Genomic DNA, 20,188 nt, shown 5'->3' on the forward strand with positions numbered 1-20,188 from the left:
ATCACCGGTTTAAGATTGAGTATTATATGAAGAGCGGGATGAGGATACAATAAAAATCATCGTTAAAAGATTAAGCAGGGCGATGAGCAGGCAGGTTTGGGCGATGCCGAAGAGGGGTATCAGTAGGACACCGGTAAACAGTGCGCCCAGGCAGGCGCCCAGATGGTCAAAGGCGTCTATCATGCCGGCGGTCTGGCCGACACTTGCCCCGTTAGAAAACTCGTTCATATCGTTTTGAGAATGACATTTATAGTTTTCGTCATTGCTACAGGTTTTTCTAACGGGGTGAACGCTTGATTGGATGTACGTCTTGCTTAGGATCGGATAGGCCATGCCGGTGAGCGTGCCGCTGATAATAATAAATGACGATATGAAGAATACCGGTAGGGTGATTTCCAAAAGCGCCATGAGATAAACTAATCCGAGCGAGAGAAGCGTTATGGCAATGTGTATCATCCAGTACCTATGCAAGATAGATGTTTTTTGCCTGAGTAGCCGGTTGGAGATGATTGCGCCCAGGGCCAGGCCGGCCATAAACAGGGCAATCATGAATCCGATATACTGGTAGAGATAACCGTAGATGTTTTGGAAGGCCAGGAGCAGAATCAGTTCCAGGGACAGGCCGGAGAGGCCGATGATGAACATGGACAGCAGGGCGTTGGTCCGTTGGCGGGATTCTTGTTTTCTCAGGAATGACATCCCGAACCAGATGGCGGCTATGAACAGTATGGCGCCTATTATCCACCAGAATTTGATTCCAGCCAGCGTCTTGAAGAAGGTTCCGGATTGGTCGGTCATGGTGTCCCAGAGCACCAGATTGAAGAAATAGGTGATGGGTTTGAGGTCGGTATTGAGATAATGTGTCTTGCGTTTGGCCAGCGCCTCCTGGGTGAGTTTTATCTGGGATTCCGGAAGCATAATCTCAAACGAGGCTGGAGAAACAAAGTATTTGGATTCCACTCCGCTGGCGCAGTAACGGTTGTCCAGCGTCTTGATGTCAAAGGTAATTGTGTCAGGTGCGTCCGTGGCAAAGAAATACGCCTCGGTGCCGGGCGTGACCAGCACCTGCTTAAAGACCGAGGCCAGAGAGTCATAGACCGAACCCGTATAATTGCCCACGTCTTCGCCGAAATAGTTCACGGCCGATGAGCATCTGGTGACCAGCACGCCGCTTTTGCTCAGGCATTGCTTGGCTTCCTTAAAGAAGTCCGTGGTATAGAAACGGTTTATGGTGGCGGTGGACGGGTCAGGTAGGCTGATGATAATCAGGTCGTATAACGTAGACGTGTAGTTATACTTGATAAACTGTCGACCGTCTGCGTAGTGTATCCGCAATCGTTTATCTGTCTCAAGGGGTTTACGGTCTTCAGCAGGCAGGTATTCCTTTACTGTTTTTATTATCTTCGGATCGAGTTGGATATAGTCCAGGGATTCAATCGGATACTTGAGCATCTCCTTAATGGTGCCTTCAATGCCACCGCCGATTAACACGACATTATTCGGTTTTGGATGTTGGGTCATCAGCAGATGCGCCAGCGGTGCGTGGGTATATTCGTCAGGGAATGAGGAGACGTACTTACCGTTCTCAACCAAACTATACTGGTTCTGCAGTTCACCCATGGCGATATTGCCATATTTGGAGTTAGTGGATTTGACTAATTGAATCTCTTTGCCGTAGGTGACTTCCCATCGTTTTTGGATAGATTGGTTCTCAAATGATGCGGTAAATTTCAGTGCTATAATTACATATCCGATAATAAGTGCAATGGAAGCCAATCTGACAATGGTCTTGGGGATAAGGGTTATGGCTAACAGTAGTGTAATACCGTTGGATATCAGGATTATCTCAAAGGCAGTAAAGCGTTCCACCAGCCAGAAGGTGAACAGGATTCCGGCCAGGAGCGAGCCCAGCGCCTCCCAGACGTAGACATTACCGATGGATTGGGCTGAATCATTCTTCTCAGCGTATATCTTACAAGCAACCGGGAAGGCAATGCCAATCAGGATGCTGAAAGGCACAACCAGTAGGAAACTCATATAGAGCGTCTGGGAAAAGGGGATATGCTGTCCCAGAGGAATATCCAGCATCAGACGGCTGATGCGGATGAGATAAATCTGGAAGGGAAGTATTATGGTAATCAGCAATAAAATAGCAATCAGGATGGAAACCGAGGATTTGATTCTGTCGGTGATAAATGAGGCGATAAATGCGCCGAGGGTTATGCCGAGCAGCCAGGCCGTAAAGATAATGCCCAGGCAGAGTTCGTTGCCGAAGAATACCACCAGCAGTTCCCGCAGGGCAATGGTCTGGGCAATCAGGGCGATAAATCCCAGCCAGACAAAGGTGATGATAAGAATAATGTCTTTTCTCATATTGGAGGCAATGATATATCCGCTACAACCACTTTACCAGTGTATTTTCTGGTTTCCGGATTATTAAATCCTATTTTAGGATATCCGAAGGTAACGGTTATTTTTGCCCTAACGGCAATGCCCAGGGGTTGACCGGAATTCGTGTCCAGTCCGGAAGGGATGTCAACTGCCAGCACGGGTTTGTTCAGGGAATTTACCTGCGCGATGAGTTCCTTTATCGGGCCCTGGATTTCTCTGGTTAGTCCGATGCCGAAGATGGCATCAACTATGATGTCAGCGGATTTTAATAATCTCAAAGTGGATTTATTCAGCGGATGTATAGTAATTCCCAACTTACGAACGATATTAAGATTTATGTCAGTGGCTTCCCGCCCGAGGCGAGGCTCGCCAGAGGCGGCGGACCTGGATTTACGGTCCTTGATATCGCCCAGATATATAACGCTGACCTTATAGTGGTTATTGTGGAGATGCCGGGCGATAACGAACCCGTCTCCGCCGTTATTGCCCTTGCCGCAGATGACCACGATCCTGGATGATTTCCTTCGGATTAACCTTATAGTTTCCTCAGCCGCGGCCCGGCCGGCGTTTTCCATCAGGAGTAGTGATGGTATGCCGTATTTGGCCGTGGCCAGCCGGTCTATCTGCTGGAGTTGTTTACGGTTGAGGTGTTGCATTTAATTTAATCGCCTGATTCGGGCAGATGTCAATGCACAGCCCGCAGCCGCCGCAGAGATTCCTGATAACCGAGCATCTCTTGCCATTATACGATATGGCCTGGAATCCGCCATCTTTACAGACCGTAAAACACCGGTGGCAGTGCCCGGATAGGTTCAGGATACACTTTTTCTGATTAATCTGTGCAATCGGATTTTGGTGTTTAAGGGCCGAGAGTTTGACCAGTCGTTTATTGGACAAGCCAACCAGGTCTTTGATGTCTTTTATCTTGTGGCTGAGCAGATAATTATTGAGCCCGTGTTTGAGTTGGTGGATGATGGAGTATCCGGACAGCATCACGGCCGTGCAGAGCTGGAGGGTCTGGGCGCCGAGGAGCATAAACTCCACTGCATCTTCCCAGTCAAAGATGCCGCCTCCGGCGCTGATGGGCAGACCGGTGGCTTCAGACATCTCAGCAATACAGCGCAGGGCAATAGGTTTGATGCCTCGGCCGGCATAGCCGCCAAAGGTGCTTTTGCCTTTGACATTTGGTAGGGGAGCTAGGGTGTTGATATTAACCCCGGGCAGTGATTTTACGGTATTTATGCCGGAGAGCGCATCGGCTCCGTTATCAGCGCAGGCCCGGGCAATCACCTTTATGTCCGTGACATTGGGCGTGAGTTTGACCATGACCGGAATCGCCACAGCCTTCTTTACTGCCTTGGTGGCCAGACCGGCTAGTTTCGGGTCTTGGCCTATCAGAGAACCCATGCCTTTTTCCGGCATACCGTGCGGGCAGGAGACATTCAGTTCCAGTGCATCAGCGCCGCTGTCGGCCATCATTCGGGCTAATCTCTGCCAATCCTTAGGTTTATTTGCGGCCATGATGCTGGCGATAATGATTTTATCAGGTGAGGTCCTCTTAATCTGCTTAATCCATTTTATCCACTGATCTGGGCTGTCCGAGGAAATCAGCTCGATATTGACCAAGCTTTTGGTATTATTAATCACCGCCAGGCGCGGTTTGGGGCTTCTGGTTGGGTTCAGCGATACGGTCTTGGTGACCGCGCCGGCCCAGCCCTGTTCTAATCCGCGCAGAATCATCTCGGCATTGCGGGTGGGCGGCCCTGAGGCCAGGATAAAGGGGTTGTCGAACTCCAGGCCGCAGAAACCTACTTTAATATTGGCTGATTTCATAGACAGACTAATTACCAAAATGTATAGGATTAGACAAGTAAAAATGAAACAAGTCCTCTTGACATTGATAATTCTGTCATACACCGGATATTGCCTTATTGGCGAACCGCAGACACAAAAGATGGATGATCTCTACCAGAAGACCAAGGAGATATATTCGGCTATCGAGAAACTGGAATCATCCAGCCTCCCGGAACAGCAGGAGGGGTTTGACAAACTCCGGGCCATGGGTCCGGCAGTGCTGCCATTCTTGTCCGCACACCTCAAGGAAAAGGCGGTATTCCTGGAACTGACCAGGCAGATTATCGAGCAGGGCATAGCCAAAAGCAATTCGGGCGTGGCATTCACCACGCCGCTGCATGACCTGGGCCGGATGCCGACCGATGCGGCTTTTATCGAGAAATATTTCTACGGCCGTTATCTGGCGGCCTTGAAGATGTTTGAACAGGAGAGTTATTACGAGGCCAAGGATTTGGTTGTGGCCATCATGACCATAGAGAAAAACCTGTCTTTTAGGAACCAACTCCAGCTTCTGAAGATCCAGTGCGAGGAGCGGCTTATTCAGAGCGGAGTGTTACGGGCTACGCTGACGGCCAAGCCGAGGGAAGGACTGTCGGCCGGATTATATGAGAGCCCGGACCGGGTCAGCCTGATTTTGAAACTGGAAAATGTCAGCCTGGTGCCGATTGAAATAGATTTCGGCAAGGATAATATTATTGCGCTTAATGCCAGTTTCAATCTCTACGACCCGTTCGGCAGTTTTAATAATAAGGTCAGGACCGAGCAGATACCGCTGAAGCTTGAGGCGCTCAAGCTCAAGCCCAGTGAAAAGATGGAATGGGAATTTGTCCTGGAACTCGGGCGGGACAACCCGGACAGCCCGTTTTACCGAACCTACATGCTTTATGCGGAAATCAGCCCGCGGAATATAAAAAGCGAGGCGCTGGAAAAAAGCATTGGGATAGCACAGACCATCAGGAAAATTGTTTCCACTAATCTCAATTTGAGGGTATTCCCACCGGAAGTCGGGCCGGTCCTGAAGAATCCGCTGGCCAAGCTGGAGGTCGCTATAAAAGGTGGCGTGCCGCTGGATATATTTCTGTGCAGTCTATTGGTGCCGGAGTCGGAGCAGCCCAAGGCCATTGAACTGCTGATTATGGTTTTGGAACAACCGCCGGCCAAGGTGGAAAGCGGGCTGGTCATCTCGCCCCAGGTCTGGGATACGGTAATAATGAATTGCCTGAAACATGTCACCAATCTGCCTTTTGAGATAAATAAAAGCACCTGGCTGGAGTGGTTCCGGCAGAAGAAGAAATAATTTTTATATTGACATCGACTTTAAGATAAGATAAGAAGATTTGAGGAGGACAAAACTATGAAGAAGATTATCATTACGTTGGTTTTATTACTCGCTGGTGTGGCATTTATCACTAACGGATGCAATTGCGGTAATGATACCTCTGGAACAGACGGCGGCAGGAACAGCGTGATTACCGAAACGCCGGTCGCAACGGTTGCGGTCCGGATCGGCTTCCCCAGAAAGGGTCTGATTCTCAACCACTACGGCGAAACCCTGTCTAGGACCAATATCCTCGAGAAAAATTCCCTGGCCGGTTCACTCAGTCCGGTTGAGGACGAAATGGCGTTGAGGACTGCCATAATAAATAAGAGTTTTGATGTAGCCTTCATTTCGGACTTCCAGGCTATTCTGACTCTGGGCGCTGATTTCAACGGGATACTTATTGCCAATCTGGGTTCACTAGGGCGTTCAGACCTGATGGTTCTTCCGGAGTCACCGGTCCAGAAAATCAGCGATTTGAAGGGCCGGAAAATCGGCGTAACCTTTAATACCGCAGAACATTCATTGCTGCTAGGCTGGTTCAGGCGGGAAGGGCTGCAGGAAGGCCGGGATATAGAACTGGTCAATACCAATGACAATGATAAACTGGGCGCTTTACAGGGGTTTAAGATAGATGCCCTGGTAGCCACTGACCCAAAGGTTGAGGAATATCAGCGTAAAACACCGCCGTACCGGAGCGTCTACGATTCCCATAATTACAGCGTGGTTTTGATGTCCAAGGATTTCTATAAACAACAGCCCAAGGCAGCCGCACGCTTTGTTAACGCCTTGAAGGAAGCCACGCTGTTTATCTCCACTCATAAGCCGGATGTCAATAACTGGATTAAGGGTTATTGCGGGATAAGCGAGGACCTGATTTGGGGGGTCTCCAGCATTAATATCGGATATTTCAGCACCCGTAAGATTAATGAGGCCAAAATCTACCTTTCGGATACCTTTACAGGCAATCTTAAGAACCTGGCTGCGTATGCCCTACAGCAGAAGTTAATCTATAAGACGTTGATTATCAGCGACCTAATGGCCCAGGAACTCCAGGACGAGGCCAAGAAGGAGATAGACCCGCTGAAATACGACCCGGCCGGCGTCAAGGCGGTAAAATAATTTCTACGGAAAAATAACGAAAATACTTGACATTTTTATCGCATAGTGTATAAGAATGCCAAATCGGTAAAAATAACATATTAACCAAAGACATAGAGACAATCCAACCCCCTCTGAAAATTGTCCGGATGTTGATTTCCTGACTGTAAATTAACATATCTTATTACATAGGTGCATACTAATCAATGGCGTTAAAACCAGTTATCATCGGGTTAACAGGAGGTATCGGAAGCGGTAAAACCTATGTGGCCGGGATATTCAGAGGACAGGGCGGTAAGGTGATAGACGCCGACCGAATTGCCCATCAGGTGATTGATTGTCCGGCCGTCCGGAGGACGCTTATTAAGTGGTATGGCCGTGATATCCTGGATAAGAACGGTCGAATCATCCGCCGGAAGGTGGCTGAAGTAGTATTCGTCGGACCAGGAAAAATCCGGCGTTTAAACAGGTTAACTCATCCGTATATCAGAAAGGAGATGCTCAACCGGATAAAAAGAGCCGGCAGTTCGGTCATCGTGATTGACGCACCTCTTCTATTGGAATCCCATCTGGATAAACTCTGTGACTATGTGGTATTCATCCGGACCCCTGAGAAACTGAGGTTAAAACGAATCATGGCTTCAAGGGATTGGGATCTTACCGAGTCAAGAAGGCGGGCCAGGCACCAGATGCCTTTATCTAAAAAGAAGTCAATGGCAGATTTTACAATCAACAACAGTACGTCCGCTACAGCGTTGGCGCAGGTAAAACGTATTTTCAAGATGATAAGTAAACAGAAGCAATAATGAATTTCAGTTCTAATGATTATATAATAATTAAGGAAAGTGGCGCCTGTGGCGCCATCTAAGTTACTGTAACGACTAAAGTCTAACAGTAACTAAGAGAGGAATTAATATGCCGAGAATTGCCAAGGAAAAACCCACCAATCCTGTAGAGCCGGTAATTAAGGAAAAGGAAACCAAGGAAAAAGAAATCAAGCCGGCGCCGGTGCTGGAGGATACCAATGCCAAATATGAAGAAATTAAGAAGTCGGAGTTGTATTTGACCAAGCTCCAGAAGATGACCAGCTCGGAACTATTTGCCCTGGCCAAAAAGGAAGGCATGACCGAGTATAGCGGATTGAAGAAACAGGATTTGATATTCCGCATTCTGCAGAATCGGGCCAGCCAGAATGGACTGACCATCGGAGAGGGCGTGCTGGAAGTCCTGCCGGACGGATTCGGATTCCTGCGTTCCCCTGATTATAACTATCTTCCTTCACCGGACGATATTTATGTCTCGCCGTCTCAGATCAAGAGATTTGGGATGCAGACTGGTCTGGTGATTACCGGACAGATTCGGCCGCCCAAAGAAGGCGAGAAATACTTCGCGCTGCTCAAGGTCGAAGCCATCAATCACGAAAATCCCGAACTGCGTCTGAGCCGGGTGTTCTTCTCTGATTTAACGCCGCTCCATCCCAATGAACGGCTTATCTTGGAAACCACGCCGGACGAGATTTCCATGCGCATTATGGACCTGGTTACGCCCATCGGCAAGGGCCAGCGCGGACTGATTGTCGCCTCGCCCCGGACCGGCAAGACCGTGTTGCTTCAGAAGATTGCCAATAGTATCGCCAAAAACCATCCCGAGGTTTATCTGATTGTCCTGCTGATTGACGAGCGGCCTGAAGAAGTGACCGATATGCAGCGTTCGGTCAAAGGCGAGGTAATCAGTTCCTGCTTTGACGAACCGCCCAGCCGGCACATCCAGGTGGCTGAAATGGTCTCCAATAAAGCCAAGCGCCTGGTGGAATACGGTAAGGATGTGGTTATTCTGCTTGATTCCATTACCCGTTTGGGCCGGGCCTATAACACCGAGGCTCCGCACAGCGGTAAGATTTTGACCGGTGGCATTGACGCCACGGCCCTGCAGGGACCCAAGAAGTTCTTCGGCGGCGCCCGCAAGATTGAAGAAGGCGGCTCGCTGACCATCCTGGCCACGGCTCTGGTTGATACCGGCAGTCGGATGGATGAGGTCATCTTCGAGGAATTCAAAGGCACCGGCAATATGGAAATCCATCTGGATAGAGGGCTGGCCGACCGGAGAATTTTCCCGTCCTTTGACATCACCATGTCTGGTACCCGTAAAGAGGAATTGATTGTCGACCCGGACGAGTTGAGGAGGGTTTGGATGCTTCGGAAAGGGTTGCTGGCTGAAAAGCGCAACCCGCTGGAGATTATGTCCTGGCTGATGGAGAATATTTCCAAGACCAAGAGCAACGTTGAATTCCTGATGAAGTTCAAGGTGACATAAGAGATGGCCATCTAGTTTGACGGATAGATGGTTTATTTGGTTTTGTCCACGAATGTCCCGCCGGTGATTTCGGCCAGTTGTTTCAGAAAATCGGTATTGACTTCAAGAGCAGGCAGATCCGGCTTGCCCGCGCCCGGCGAACCTATGGCAATGGTGTTAATCTTGACCTGCCTGATTTCATTAATCTTGCGGATGGCTTCCACGATATCTTTGGTCTCGATTATCTTGCCTTCGGTCGGGTAGCCGTCGGTCAGCAGGTAAAAGGTGTCCGCGCCGTCCACCTCATCCAGCGGTGATTCCGGTTTTTTGGACGAGGTTTCGACCATTATCTTATAGGCATATTCCAGTGCATCGTAAGTCGTGGTGGCGCCGTGCGGTTTTTGGCGGTCAATGGCGTCTATGGCCGAAAGCTTGTTGTCAAAGGTTGCCGGAATCGTCTTAATCTTCCAGGCCCGAATCCCGCTGCTGTAAAATATTATGGAGAAATTCACCCGTTCATCCAGGTTATAGATGGCGTTGACCAGTTCTTTCTTGACCGCATCCAGCCTGGTCTTGACCTGTTTCTTGTCTATATCCTTTTTTCTTTTCTCGAGGTGTTCAGGTATAGGCGGTTTTTTGCCCTCGTCCTCGCCAGTTCCGCTGATAACCACCTTTTCTTTCTTCTTTTCTTCTGCCGGCTTAGGCGTGTCTTTGACCGGCGCTTCCATACTGCCTGAGGTATCCAGCAGGAAGACGATGTTGGATGACTCAATGGGCAGTCCGTAATACTCGCCCAGGATAATAGCTTTGGTGGTCAGCAGCGGGTCATTGCCCTCATTCGGTAGTTTCTTGGTGATTTCCTCGAGCAGTTTCAGGACCGCGGATAAGACCCGCGGTTCCACCTTGTCGCGTTCTTTTAATATGGGCTTGAGAAGTTTAAACACCGAAGCCGGCTCCAGGGCGCGGAAATAATCCAATATCGCCAGTTTTACCTGCCAGTTGGTCTTGCCTTGGAGCAATTCCGAGGCCGGCTCCAATGCCTCCGGCGTTTTCAGTTGTCCCAAAGCCCGGAAGGCCGCCACCTGGATCGTTACCTTCCGGTCGTTGATTAAAGACAGCAGTTCCTTGGTTACTTCAGGTTTATTGATGCTGCCCAAGGCCTTGATGACATAAAACCTGAAACGCCATTCCTCTTTTTGCCGGCTGGCGTTTTCCCGTATCAGCTTGACGGCCTTGTCCTCTTTTATCCGGCCCAACCCGGCAACGCAGGCGTCGATGACCCTGAGGCTGATGGCCTCTTCCTTCTTGCCTTTCCTGCCCTGGTTGAGTTCATTGAAAATCTGGTTGCTCAGTAAAATAACGACCTCGCCTTCCACCGGCGGCGACATATTATCTGTCAGTTTGGAGACGATGCTGATTCTGACCTCTTCGCTATGATTCTTGGATTCGGCCAGGAATTCCTTCTTGGCTTTTTCCCAGTCTGATTCAGCCGGATATAGCGGGGTGGAGAACAGCAACCCGGCAAATGCCATGAGTATATAACGGTATGCTATATGCATAGTTTATACTATAACCGGTTGGGTGTTGGTTGTCAAGCCACTTGATAAATTTATGCAAAATATTTGACTAATCACCGATTCTTGATTATAGTCCCTCCAATGAGATTATGCCGAAAGACAAGCGATTATTAAGCCAGCCGGATATAAACCAGACCCTGGTAAAACTGGCCGGCGATATCATTTCCTGTCATTCCTCACCTAAAGAAAAAGATTCACTGGTATTAATCGGCATCCATCGCCGGGGCGTGTCTCTGGCCAAACGGCTTAAGGCCATCATCGAGAAGAAGATAAAGCGAATTCTGCCTCTGGGCACCCTGGATATTACGCTTTACCGCGATGACTTGGATACCATCGGACACCTGCCCGTGGTTAAGAATACCGATATCCCTGTAGACCTGACTGACAAGAGCGTGGTCCTGGTTGATGATGTGCTGTTCACCGGCCGGACCATCCGCTCGGCCCTGAACGAACTGGCCGAGTTCGGACGTCCTAAGCGCATCCAACTGGCGGTGTTGATAGACCGGGGGCACCGTGAACTGCCCATCTGCGCTGATTATGTCGGCAAGACCGTTCAGACCAAGTCCGATGAAATCGTCATGGTCCGGTTAAAGGAAACAGACGGAACGGATGAAGTGGTGATTACCAAGAAGCCGATGCATAAGGCGGTAAAGGTTAACTAGATATTATGACTCCTGATAAGAAATTTGTCTGGACTCAAACGCATCTCCTGGGGCTGGAGAATCTCTCGGCCCAGGAAATAACCCATATCCTGGATACGGCTGAGTCTTTCAAGGAGATTTCCACCCGCAATATCAAGAAGGTGCCCACCCTGCGCGGCAAGGTAGTGGTTAATATGTTTGTCGAGCCCAGCACCCGGACCAGGATGTCTTTTTCCCTAGCCGCCAAGCGCCTGAGCGCTGACGTGGTGGATTTCTCGCCATCGACCAGCAGTTTATCCAAGGGCGAGACCCTCAAGGACACGGCCCGCAATATCGAGGCCATGGGTATTGATATCGCCATCATCAGGCACACGGCTCCGGGCACGCCTCATATGCTCTCCCGCATCATCGACGCCAGCGTGATTAATGCCGGGGACGGGGCGCACGAGCATCCGACCCAGGGTCTGCTGGATATCTTTACCATGCGCGAGCAAAAGGGCCGGATTAAGGGCCTGAAGGTCGCCGTGGTGGGCGATATCATGCACAGCCGGGTGGCTCGGAGCAATATTTGGGGCCTGACCAAATTGGGCGCTGAAGTGATTGCGGTCGGACCGCCTACCCTTATTCCCCAGCAGATACGGGAACTGGGCGTTAAGATTGCCTACGATATTGATAAAGTAATTCCTGAAGTGGATGTGATAAATATCCTGCGCATCCAGTTGGAGCGTCAGCGCAGTAAGTTCTTCCCGACGGTCCGTGAATACGCCCGGCTGTTCGGCATAAATTCCGAAAGGCTCAGACACGCCAAAAAGGACGTGATGATTATGCATCCGGGCCCGATTAACCGGGGCGTGGAAATTACCCCGGACGTGGCTGATGGCACGCACTCGGTTATCCTGCGCCAGGTCACCAACGGATTATCCGTCCGTATGGCCGTGTTGTATCTGGTATCCGGACAACCGAAAGCAGAAGAAGCAGAGTAATAAATATGACAACGATTCTTATTAAGAACGGTCGTGTAATAGACCCGGCCAATAAAATAGACAAGGTTACTAATGTCTTTATCGAGAACGGTAAGATAAAATCCGTTGGTCCTAAAACGCCTAAGGCAAATAAAACCATTGATGCCAAGGGCCTGATTGTCACCCCGGGGCTGATTGATATGCACGTTCATCTGCGCGAGCCGGGCAAAGAGGATGAGGAAACCATTGCCTCAGGCACAGCCGCGGCTATCAACGGCGGATTCACCTCGGTCGCCTGTATGCCCAATACCGACCCGGCTATTGACAACGAGGCATCGGCTGAGTTCGTCTATCTCCAGGCCAAGCGGGCCGGTAAGGCCAATGTATTTCCCATCGGCGCGGTGACTAAGGGCCGCAAGGGCGAGGAAATCTCCGAGATGGGCCAGCTTTTCAGGGGCGGGGCAGTCGGATTCTCAGACGACGGCGCGCCCATCAAGAGCGCTGAGGTGGTGCGTCGGTCTTTGGAATACAGTAAGATGTTTGACAAGCCCATAATTGACCACTGCGAAGATATGGACTTAATCCGGGACGGCACCATGAGCGAAGGCAGTGTCTCGGTCACGTTGGGCTTAGTCGGAATGCCTCCGGTCTCGGAAGAGATTATGGTCTACCGGGATATTGCTCTGGCCAAACTGACCGATGGCAAACTCCATATAGCCCATATCTCCACCAAGCGGGCCGTAGAATTAGTCAGACAGGCCAAAAAAGGCGGTATTAAGGTCACGGCCGAGGTTACGCCACATCATCTGACCCTGACCGATGATTATGTCAAGACCAGCGATTTCAATACCAATTACAAGGTCAATCCGCCGCTCAGGACAAAATCCGATGTCGAGGCGCTCAAGGCCGGTCTGAAAGATGGCACCATCGACGCCATTGCCTCGGACCACGCGCCGCATGCCGAAGAGGAAAAGGACGTGGAATACAATGTTGCGCCGTTCGGTATCATCGGCATGGAAACCCTCCTGCCGGTGGTCCTGACCGAACTGGTGCACAAAAAAGTCATCACCATCAACCAGTTAGTTGCATCATTGACTGTAAATCCGGCCCGCATACTGGGCATTCCTAAAGGCACGCTCTCTGTAGGCGCTGATGCCGATGTGACGCTCATAGACCTCAATAAGGAATGGGTTATCGACCCGGCTAAATTCAAGTCCAAGAGCCGCAATTGTCCCTTTGCCGGCTGGAAGGTCAAGGGGAAAGCAGTCAGCGTCATAATAGCAGGCCACGTTATATAACCGCAAAAGTGTCATTCCTGCGAAAGCAGGAATCCAGTAAACATGTTAAGGATATTGCCGTCGTTATTACTTCTAATCGTTATCTGTGGTTGCTCCAAGCCCGCCCAGCCAGTTGAGCCAATTACACCAGTTGCGGTTAAAACCGAGCCGAAATTACCTTCGCCGGATTCGGTTATGGCTGAGATGAAAGAAGAATTGGGTGATGGTTATCTCATAGATTATGCTGCGCCGTATGTGATAGCTGGGAATATCCCGAGACCGGAATTAGACCGTATCAGGGATGGCACAATCAAAGGATGTTCGGCTGCGCTTTATCAGGATTACTTTGAGAAGAAGCCGGATTACCTGATAAAGGTATATCTGTTTAAGGATGCGGAGACCTACGAGGACTATTGCGTCCGGATAGGCGGCCGCAAGCCTTCCAGCCCTTACGGATTCTACCAGGATGCTACCCGGAGTCTGATAATGAATATCGGTACCGGAACCGGCACCCTGGTCCACGAAATGGTCCACGCCCTGATTAAGCCGGACTTTCCGGATGCGCCGGCCTGGTTTAACGAGGGTCTGGGCTCGCTCTATGAGCAGTGCAGAATTGAGAGTGGCGGCTCTCTGAGGGGGTTGATTAACTGGCGTTACCAGGGATTGATGGAAGGCAAGGCAGAGAATAAGCTCAGACCGCTCAAAGACCTGCTTAAGTTGACAGAGGATGAATTCTACGGCCAGGGCAAGGGTCTCAATTACGCCCAGGCCCGGTATTTCTGTCTCTATCTGCAGGAGCAAAAGGTACTGTCCAAATTCTATAAACGATTCAGGGATGATTTTAAGGGTGACCAGACTGGCACTAAATTCGTGGAACAACTCCTCAATAAATCAATAGATAGTATTGACAATGATTGGCAAAAATGGGTTATTACGGTGAAGGATATAGAAGAATTACGGTAGAAACCACAGATTGCACCGATTACACCGATTAATCTGCGGAATCTGTGAAATCTGTGGTTGAAATTGTATGTCACAAATTAGATTACACAAGTTTCTGGCTCATTCCGGTCTGGCCTCGCGCCGGCACAGCGAGGTGCTTATCCAGGAAGGCAAGGTTAGGGTCAATAATAAGGTCATCACCGAACTCGGATTCATGATAGACCCGGACCGGGACAAGGTCTATTTCTCCGGCCGGCTCTTAAAGCCCGAACCCAAGGTCTATTACGTCATCAACAAGCCCAAGGGTTATCTCTGCACCAATGCGGTTTTTCCGGCCAAGGGCAACGCGTTGATGACCTATACCGGGCATGAGCCGAGAGTGGTCGATTTAGTTAAGACCCGGGAGCGGCTCTATACGGTCGGGCGGTTGGACAAGGATTCCGAAGGTCTGATTATCGCCACCAATGACGGCGGATTCTGCCAGCGGGCCAGCCATCCCAGTTTTGAGGTGCCCAAGACCTACTTCGTATCGGTCCGGGGCCACTTGGACGGGGCGGTGATGGAAAAGGTCCAGAAGGGCATCTGGCTGTCCGAAGGCCGGACCGCCCGGACCAAGGTAAAAATAATCAAACGGGAACGCGAATTCACCTCGCTCCTGATTACGCTGACCGAAGGCAAGAAACGCGAGGTCCGGCGCCTCTTCGCCCGGTTCTCATACCCGGTCAAGCAACTCAAAAGAATCAGCATCGGTAACCTGCACTTAGGCGACCTCAAACCGGGCCAATACCGCCAGGTGTCATACGAGGAATTGGAAGCCACCATATTCCCCAAAGCAAATCCACCCAGGGCGAAGTTTTCCCCGGTATAGCTATACATATTGATAATAGGGGCTGCATCTTACTATTCAAGGGCATATAGATTACTATTTAAAGGTGTGGTATTTACTATTCCAGTGTATATATCTTACTATTTAAAGGTATGGTATTTACTATGTAAGTATATATAGCTTACTATTTAAGGGTGTGCAGTTTACTATTCAAGTATATGCATCTTACTATTTAAGGGTATGGTATTTACTATACAAGTAGACATATCTTACTATATTAAGGATGTATAGATATTGTCCACAGGGTATTACCCCTGGGGGTATCCCGGGGGAGGGGTAGGGTACCCCCCTCTATTTAGGGGTAAAATATTGGTTTTAAAGGTGGTGCCTAATAATCATCCGGTAATCTACCGGAAAAATATCATTTTCCTTGACTGCCACTATAAAGTAAGCATATTAGACATTTTATTGTAATAAGCAAGGAGGTGTTTTATGCGCGACAAGACAAGACTGACGAGATACGCCATGGCAATATTGCTGGCGGTTTTTGCGGCCATCTTTAATTACGCCGGTTGCGGCGGCGGCAGCAGCGGCAGCAGCGGCGATGGTTCAACGTCCAATCCTCCGGCGCAGGTAGCCTCGCCGGTTCCGGCTAATAGTTCGGTCGATAGGCCGGTTAATCAGCAATTGGGCTGGGCCGCGGCCAGCGGCGCCACCTCTTATGATGTCTATTTCGGAATAACCAGCGCCGGCTGGTCGCCGATTACGACCAGCATTACCGCCCTTAATTATACCTCTCCGACTGCCCTTGCTTATGCCGCCACTTATTACTGGCGGATTGATTCCAAAAATTCAGACGGCACGACTGCCGGGACGGTCTGGAGTTTCCAGACCCGGCCGGCGTCCGGCTCGCTTGATGTCAGTTTTGATTCTGATGGCGTGGTAACCACCACCATCGGCAGCAGCAATGAAGGCGCCCGGGGTATTGCCATTCAGTCCGACAATAAAATCGTGGTGGCCGGCCGGGCTGATACCGGATTTAACTGGGATTTTGCCTTGGCCCGCTACAACGCAAACGGTTCGCCGGATACCACCTTTGGCACAAGCGGCATCACCACGACTGACCTGGGCGGTACGGAATATGTCAACGCCCTGGGCATCCAGTCAGACGGCCGGATTGTAGCCGCCGGGACTAACAGTCCGTTTCTATTAGCGCGTTATACGACCGCCGGAATTCTGGACACGGGCTTTGGCTTATCCGGCACCGGCGTGGTGACGACCACGATACAAAACGGCGCCACGGTCAATGCTCTGGCCATCCAGCCGGACAATACGATTATCGCAGCCGGCAAATCCTGGAACGGCTCTAATGACGACATTGCTGTAGCCCGGTACAGCAGTGACGGTGTTATTGACAACACCTTTGGTTCAAACGGCGTGGTGACTACCGCCATCGGGGCCAATATTGATGTGGCGAATTCCGTGGCCGTTACCGGCACCAAGATTGTGGTGGCTGGAGAATATGTTGACGGGACTTCTTCTTTTGCCCTGGTCCAGTATGGCGCGAATGGCGCACTGGATACCACCTTTGATTCTGATGGCATCGTAACCACGACGATAGAAAGCACTACGGATTATTCATTTGCCGTGGCCATACAGCCGGACAACAAGATTGTGGTGGCCGGTAGCTCGGGGGATGGCAAATTCGCCTTGGCTCGTTACAACACGGATGGTTCTCTTGATGCCACCTTTGATTCAGATGGCATAGTAACCACAACAATAGGAGCCGGGTCTAGCGTTGTTGCTTTGGCCATCCAATCAGACGGCAAGATTGTCGCGGTTGGTACCGAGGGTTCAGGATCTCAGATTGCCTTGGCCCGTTACAACACGGATGGTTCTCTTGATACCGCCTTTGGCACAAACGGCATCGTGACTACAAGGGTAGGGGTTGTTTATAATTATGCCTATGCCGTGGCGATTCAATCAGACGGTAAAATTGTGGTGGCCGGCGGTTCTGATGGCAGCGAGTTTATCGTGCTGCGTTACTGGCCATAAACTCTGATTAGCGCACTCAGCGGTACATCACCTATCCAATTTGGCGGGAGTGGTAATCAAATCGTTATCAGATGATCGTTCTGCTTGAGCCATTTCCGGTGTTGCTGGTATTCCGGGCAGAGGCCGGCGACCTTGTTCCAGAACCGCTGGGAGTGGTTGGGGTGGGCCAGGTGGCAGATTTCGTGCGTCACCAGGTAATCCAGCACCGGCAGCGGCGCCATAATCAGCCGCCAGCTGAAATTAAGATTACCGGCCCGGCTGCAGGAACCCCATCTGGTTTGGGCGTTGTTGATCCTGAGCCGCCGGTATTTCAGGCCGGTTTGCCCCGCATAGAAATCAGCCCGCTCCTGCAGTTTGCCGCGCGCCTGTTCCCAATACCATTTTAGGAATATTCTTTTGGCCTTGCTCTGATAGCTACTGGATAGGAAGAATGCCTGGCTGAAAAACAGGGGCGCGTTTTGGTTATCCACCACGTATAATTTGTATGCCTGTCCTAAGTATAAGAACTTCTCGCCGGTGATAAATTGCTTGGGCGTTGGCTGGGGCCGGCTCTTGAGTTCGGCGATTTTCTTTCTGACCCAGCCGGACTTCCGGCGCACGATGTCTTCAATGTAGGCCAGGGGAGCGGCCAGCGGCGCGCGCACCACCAGGGTGGCATCCGGGGCAATGACCAGCGCCACGCTCCGGCGCCCGGAACGGATGATTTTGCTAATTAATTGCATTCTGTTCGGTTATACCGCAAAGGGTGTTTTTAACGTGGTAATTCAGTTTCTCGTATTTTTTCACCTTTATCTTTACCAGCGCATAATTATTTTCCCTCTTTGAATTCAGCCATCTTCTTCCATACCTGTTTATCTGGACGTCAGAAAGGCCGGGATTAATATGGCCGCTAAAACTGCCAGGCCACAAGTCAGGCAGATGCACAGAATCAATGGGATAAAATACGCCAGGACCGCCTTGCCGGTTGATATCCGGTGGGTTTCCCTGAACCCGATGATGACCAGGACAATGAACCATATTCCGCCCACATAAGCGCCGCAGAACGGAAGGATGTTAAATAATGAAGGGCTGGCCCCTGCATAGACAAAAGACCTGAATGTGGCTTCAAATCCTTTTTTATTACCGCCCAGCACCATTAGGCAGAGATGATAGATACCAGTCATGACAAAAGTCATTATTACAATGAACAGAGGCGATACGATAACCCAGGCGCCTAATAGAAGGTGTAAAGGAAAATTCCGCAGAAACGGTATCTTTTCGATTTCCATTGAAAGGAAAGGAATATGTAGCGCATTGTACAGTAATTGCCAGCTGGCTCCAAAGACAATGCCGATAAATCCCAGAATTAGGATATATATCAGCGGCTTGCCGATGCCAGCCTTGGTCGGCATCTGGTTGAAGAAGCGGGTTGGGTGGAACATGGATTCCCTCCAGGTGTTAAATAAGCGGGTGAGTATTGAGCCCTGGTCATCCCAGGTGATTATCTTGTCGGTTGTTTCCGGTGAGGGGGTGTTTGGCATGGCCATAGTCATCTGGGCTCCGCAATGCGGGCATTTATCCGCGTTGGAAACAAGTCCGGTTTCTCTGGCGCATTTGGGACACAACATACAGAACTCCTTTCGTTAAGTTTTTACCTTGTTTTGAATCCTGGTATTTCTAATACCAATTTTGGCAATCTCTCGGTATCTTTCTTGACGTTTTTCCGGCTGGCAAGGTTCAGCGCTAAATGTAACAGCGGATGGTCCAGGTTTCCGGATAACCTTCGTAAGATTGATGATATCTTGGTGAATTCCTTCTTGACCCAGATTTCTCCGGCCTGGAGCTCATAGGGGGTCATATTTTTCGGTTTGAATACCACCGTGGAATGGTCATAATACTTCCAGTCCGTGGTCAGCAGACGGCCTTCCCGTTTCAATTGTTCGTATATCCGTGTTCCGGGATAAGGCGTCAGGACATTTAAAGAGGCCGTGCCGACCTGGTTCTTTTGCAGAAAGGCCAGGGTTTCCGGGAATGTATCCTTGGTGTCGCCGTCAAAGCCGAAAACCATCGAGGCGTGGAAATGGATGCCCAAATCCTTGACCATTTTTATGGCGTCTTCGATGCCCCGGATTTCCTTGATGGATTTGCGCATGGTTTTCAACTGCGCTTCAGCCACGCTTTCCAGTCCGAAGAAGAGCGCGGCGCAGCCGCTGTCCGCCGCCAGTTTCATCAGTTCCGCATCGTGGACGAATGAGATAGATGCCTGGCCCACCCACTTGATTTTATAAGCGGTGATGGCCTTGAACAGTTCCTTGGCGTAATTTGGTTTGCCGATGATATTATCATCCAGGAATATGAATATCTTGCCCCGCGAGTCTTCGATATCGCGGACCACATTGCTGATAGGAGCGTGGCGGATTTCCTTGCCGAATATGTCGGAGACGCAGCAGAACTCGCAGCTATACGGGCATCCGCGGGTGGTCATGACCGGAATGACATTGAATAATCTTTTCTTGGTCTCTTTCCTGAACTTCAAGGGGATGTATCTTTCCAGCGAGGGTTTGGGATGATGATATGTTCTTTGCAGTGTGCCTTTTTTGAAATCCTCCAGCACCCGTTCCCAGACGCCCTCGGCCTCGCCCACCACCACTGAATCAGCGTATTTGAGGGCTTCATCAGGCAGGAGTGTTGGATGCACCCCGCCCAGGACCACCTTCTTGCCGCGCTTCTTGAATTCAGTAGCCAGATAATAGGCGCGCGGGGCATTGGCCGTCATGCAGCTTATCCCGACCAGGCCGTAGTCATCATCAAGGTTTATCCGTTCGGTCTCTTCCTCTACTGTCTTCACCTCGTATTCCGGAGGCGTCAGACCTTCTAAGATATGCAGGGCCAATTGGGGAATCATCAGCCCCTTAGGGGTTTTGATGTCCGGGGCAATACTTGGTGAAATCAATAATACCTTCATGCATTCCG

The 20,188-nt window shown here is 50.3% G+C and carries 17 protein-coding genes; 10 read left to right on the forward strand and 7 right to left on the reverse strand.

The window, feature by feature from the left end:
* Positions 1 to 9: 9 nt before the first annotated feature.
* Genes HZA49_07635 through preA form a run of 3 tightly spaced genes read right to left on the reverse strand, consistent with a single transcriptional unit; the run spans position 10 to position 4,224 of the window.
* Positions 10 to 2,373: a fused MFS/spermidine synthase gene (locus tag HZA49_07635; GenBank protein MBI5779311.1), complete on the reverse strand. Its 2,364-nt coding sequence runs from the start codon at positions 2,371 to 2,373 to the stop codon at positions 10 to 12.
* Positions 2,370 to 3,047 carry an NAD(P)H-hydrate epimerase gene (locus HZA49_07640; GenBank protein MBI5779312.1) on the reverse strand — a complete coding sequence of 226 codons (678 nt, stop codon included), beginning with the start codon at positions 3,045 to 3,047 and terminating at the stop codon, positions 2,370 to 2,372. The genes HZA49_07635 and HZA49_07640 overlap by 4 nt, the downstream gene beginning before the upstream one ends.
* A complete protein-coding gene (gene preA, locus HZA49_07645; GenBank protein ID MBI5779313.1) occupies positions 3,028 to 4,224 on the reverse strand; it encodes an NAD-dependent dihydropyrimidine dehydrogenase subunit PreA in 1,197 nt (398 codons plus the stop codon). Before preA ends, HZA49_07640 begins: the two co-directional genes overlap by 20 nt.
* Positions 4,225 to 4,267: 43 nt before the next feature.
* On the opposite strand from preA, the gene HZA49_07650 reads away from it, so the two are divergent.
* The 4 genes from HZA49_07650 (at position 4,268) to rho (ending at position 8,977) form a co-directional block, all read left to right on the forward strand.
* Positions 4,268 to 5,542, forward strand: coding sequence for a hypothetical protein (locus HZA49_07650; GenBank protein ID MBI5779314.1), 1,275 nt, complete (start codon positions 4,268 to 4,270; stop codon positions 5,540 to 5,542).
* A 57-nt stretch (positions 5,543 to 5,599) separates the two neighbouring features.
* Positions 5,600 to 6,685 (forward strand): ABC transporter substrate-binding protein, encoded by a 1,086-nt coding sequence (locus HZA49_07655; protein ID MBI5779315.1) that lies wholly within the window; start codon positions 5,600 to 5,602, stop codon positions 6,683 to 6,685.
* A gap of 185 nt (positions 6,686 to 6,870) precedes the next feature.
* Positions 6,871 to 7,470 carry a dephospho-CoA kinase gene (locus HZA49_07660; GenBank protein ID MBI5779316.1) on the forward strand — a complete coding sequence of 200 codons (600 nt, stop codon included), beginning with the start codon at positions 6,871 to 6,873 and terminating at the stop codon, positions 7,468 to 7,470.
* A gap of 109 nt (positions 7,471 to 7,579) precedes the next feature.
* Positions 7,580 to 8,977, forward strand: a complete 1,398-nt coding sequence (rho, locus tag HZA49_07665) for a transcription termination factor Rho (GenBank protein MBI5779317.1) — start codon at positions 7,580 to 7,582, stop codon at positions 8,975 to 8,977.
* 32 nt (positions 8,978 to 9,009) lie between these two features.
* Here rho and HZA49_07670 read toward each other — a convergent pair whose 3' ends face one another.
* Entirely contained in the window at positions 9,010 to 10,515 is a 1,506-nt protein-coding gene (locus HZA49_07670; GenBank protein ID MBI5779318.1) for a HEAT repeat domain-containing protein, read from the reverse strand.
* A 107-nt stretch (positions 10,516 to 10,622) separates the two neighbouring features.
* Between HZA49_07670 and pyrR the strand changes: the two genes are divergently transcribed.
* From pyrR to HZA49_07700, 6 genes are all read left to right on the forward strand, one after another.
* The gene (gene pyrR, locus HZA49_07675; GenBank protein ID MBI5779319.1) at positions 10,623 to 11,195 is read left to right on the forward strand and encodes a bifunctional pyr operon transcriptional regulator/uracil phosphoribosyltransferase PyrR; all 573 of its coding nucleotides are present in this window, start codon (positions 10,623 to 10,625) and stop codon (positions 11,193 to 11,195) included.
* Between the two features lie 5 nt (positions 11,196 to 11,200).
* Entirely contained in the window at positions 11,201 to 12,157 is a 957-nt protein-coding gene (locus HZA49_07680; protein ID MBI5779320.1) for an aspartate carbamoyltransferase catalytic subunit, read from the forward strand.
* A gap of 5 nt (positions 12,158 to 12,162) precedes the next feature.
* Complete coding sequence (locus HZA49_07685) at positions 12,163 to 13,434, forward strand: dihydroorotase (protein MBI5779321.1); 1,272 nt, start codon at positions 12,163 to 12,165, stop codon at positions 13,432 to 13,434.
* Positions 13,435 to 13,476: 42 nt separating this feature from the next.
* Complete coding sequence (locus HZA49_07690; GenBank protein MBI5779322.1) at positions 13,477 to 14,376, forward strand: hypothetical protein; 900 nt, start codon at positions 13,477 to 13,479, stop codon at positions 14,374 to 14,376.
* 67 nt (positions 14,377 to 14,443) lie between these two features.
* The gene (locus HZA49_07695) at positions 14,444 to 15,223 is read left to right on the forward strand and encodes an rRNA pseudouridine synthase (GenBank protein ID MBI5779323.1); all 780 of its coding nucleotides are present in this window, start codon (positions 14,444 to 14,446) and stop codon (positions 15,221 to 15,223) included.
* 450 nt (positions 15,224 to 15,673) lie between these two features.
* Entirely contained in the window at positions 15,674 to 17,236 is a 1,563-nt protein-coding gene (locus HZA49_07700) for a hypothetical protein (protein MBI5779324.1), read from the forward strand.
* Positions 17,237 to 17,292: 56 nt separating this feature from the next.
* Here HZA49_07700 and HZA49_07705 read toward each other — a convergent pair whose 3' ends face one another.
* From HZA49_07705 to HZA49_07715, 3 genes are all read right to left on the reverse strand, one after another.
* Complete coding sequence (locus tag HZA49_07705; protein ID MBI5779325.1) at positions 17,293 to 17,958, reverse strand: M48 family metallopeptidase; 666 nt, start codon at positions 17,956 to 17,958, stop codon at positions 17,293 to 17,295.
* 129 nt (positions 17,959 to 18,087) lie between these two features.
* Complete coding sequence (locus tag HZA49_07710; protein ID MBI5779326.1) at positions 18,088 to 18,843, reverse strand: YIP1 family protein; 756 nt, start codon at positions 18,841 to 18,843, stop codon at positions 18,088 to 18,090.
* Positions 18,844 to 18,866: 23 nt separating this feature from the next.
* Positions 18,867 to 20,180: a B12-binding domain-containing radical SAM protein gene (locus tag HZA49_07715; GenBank protein MBI5779327.1), complete on the reverse strand. Its 1,314-nt coding sequence runs from the start codon at positions 20,178 to 20,180 to the stop codon at positions 18,867 to 18,869.
* Positions 20,181 to 20,188: the final 8 nt, after the last annotated feature.

The organism is Planctomycetota bacterium (assembly GCA_016235865.1).
Classification (GTDB): domain Bacteria; phylum Planctomycetota; class MHYJ01; order JACQXL01; family JACQXL01; genus JACRIK01.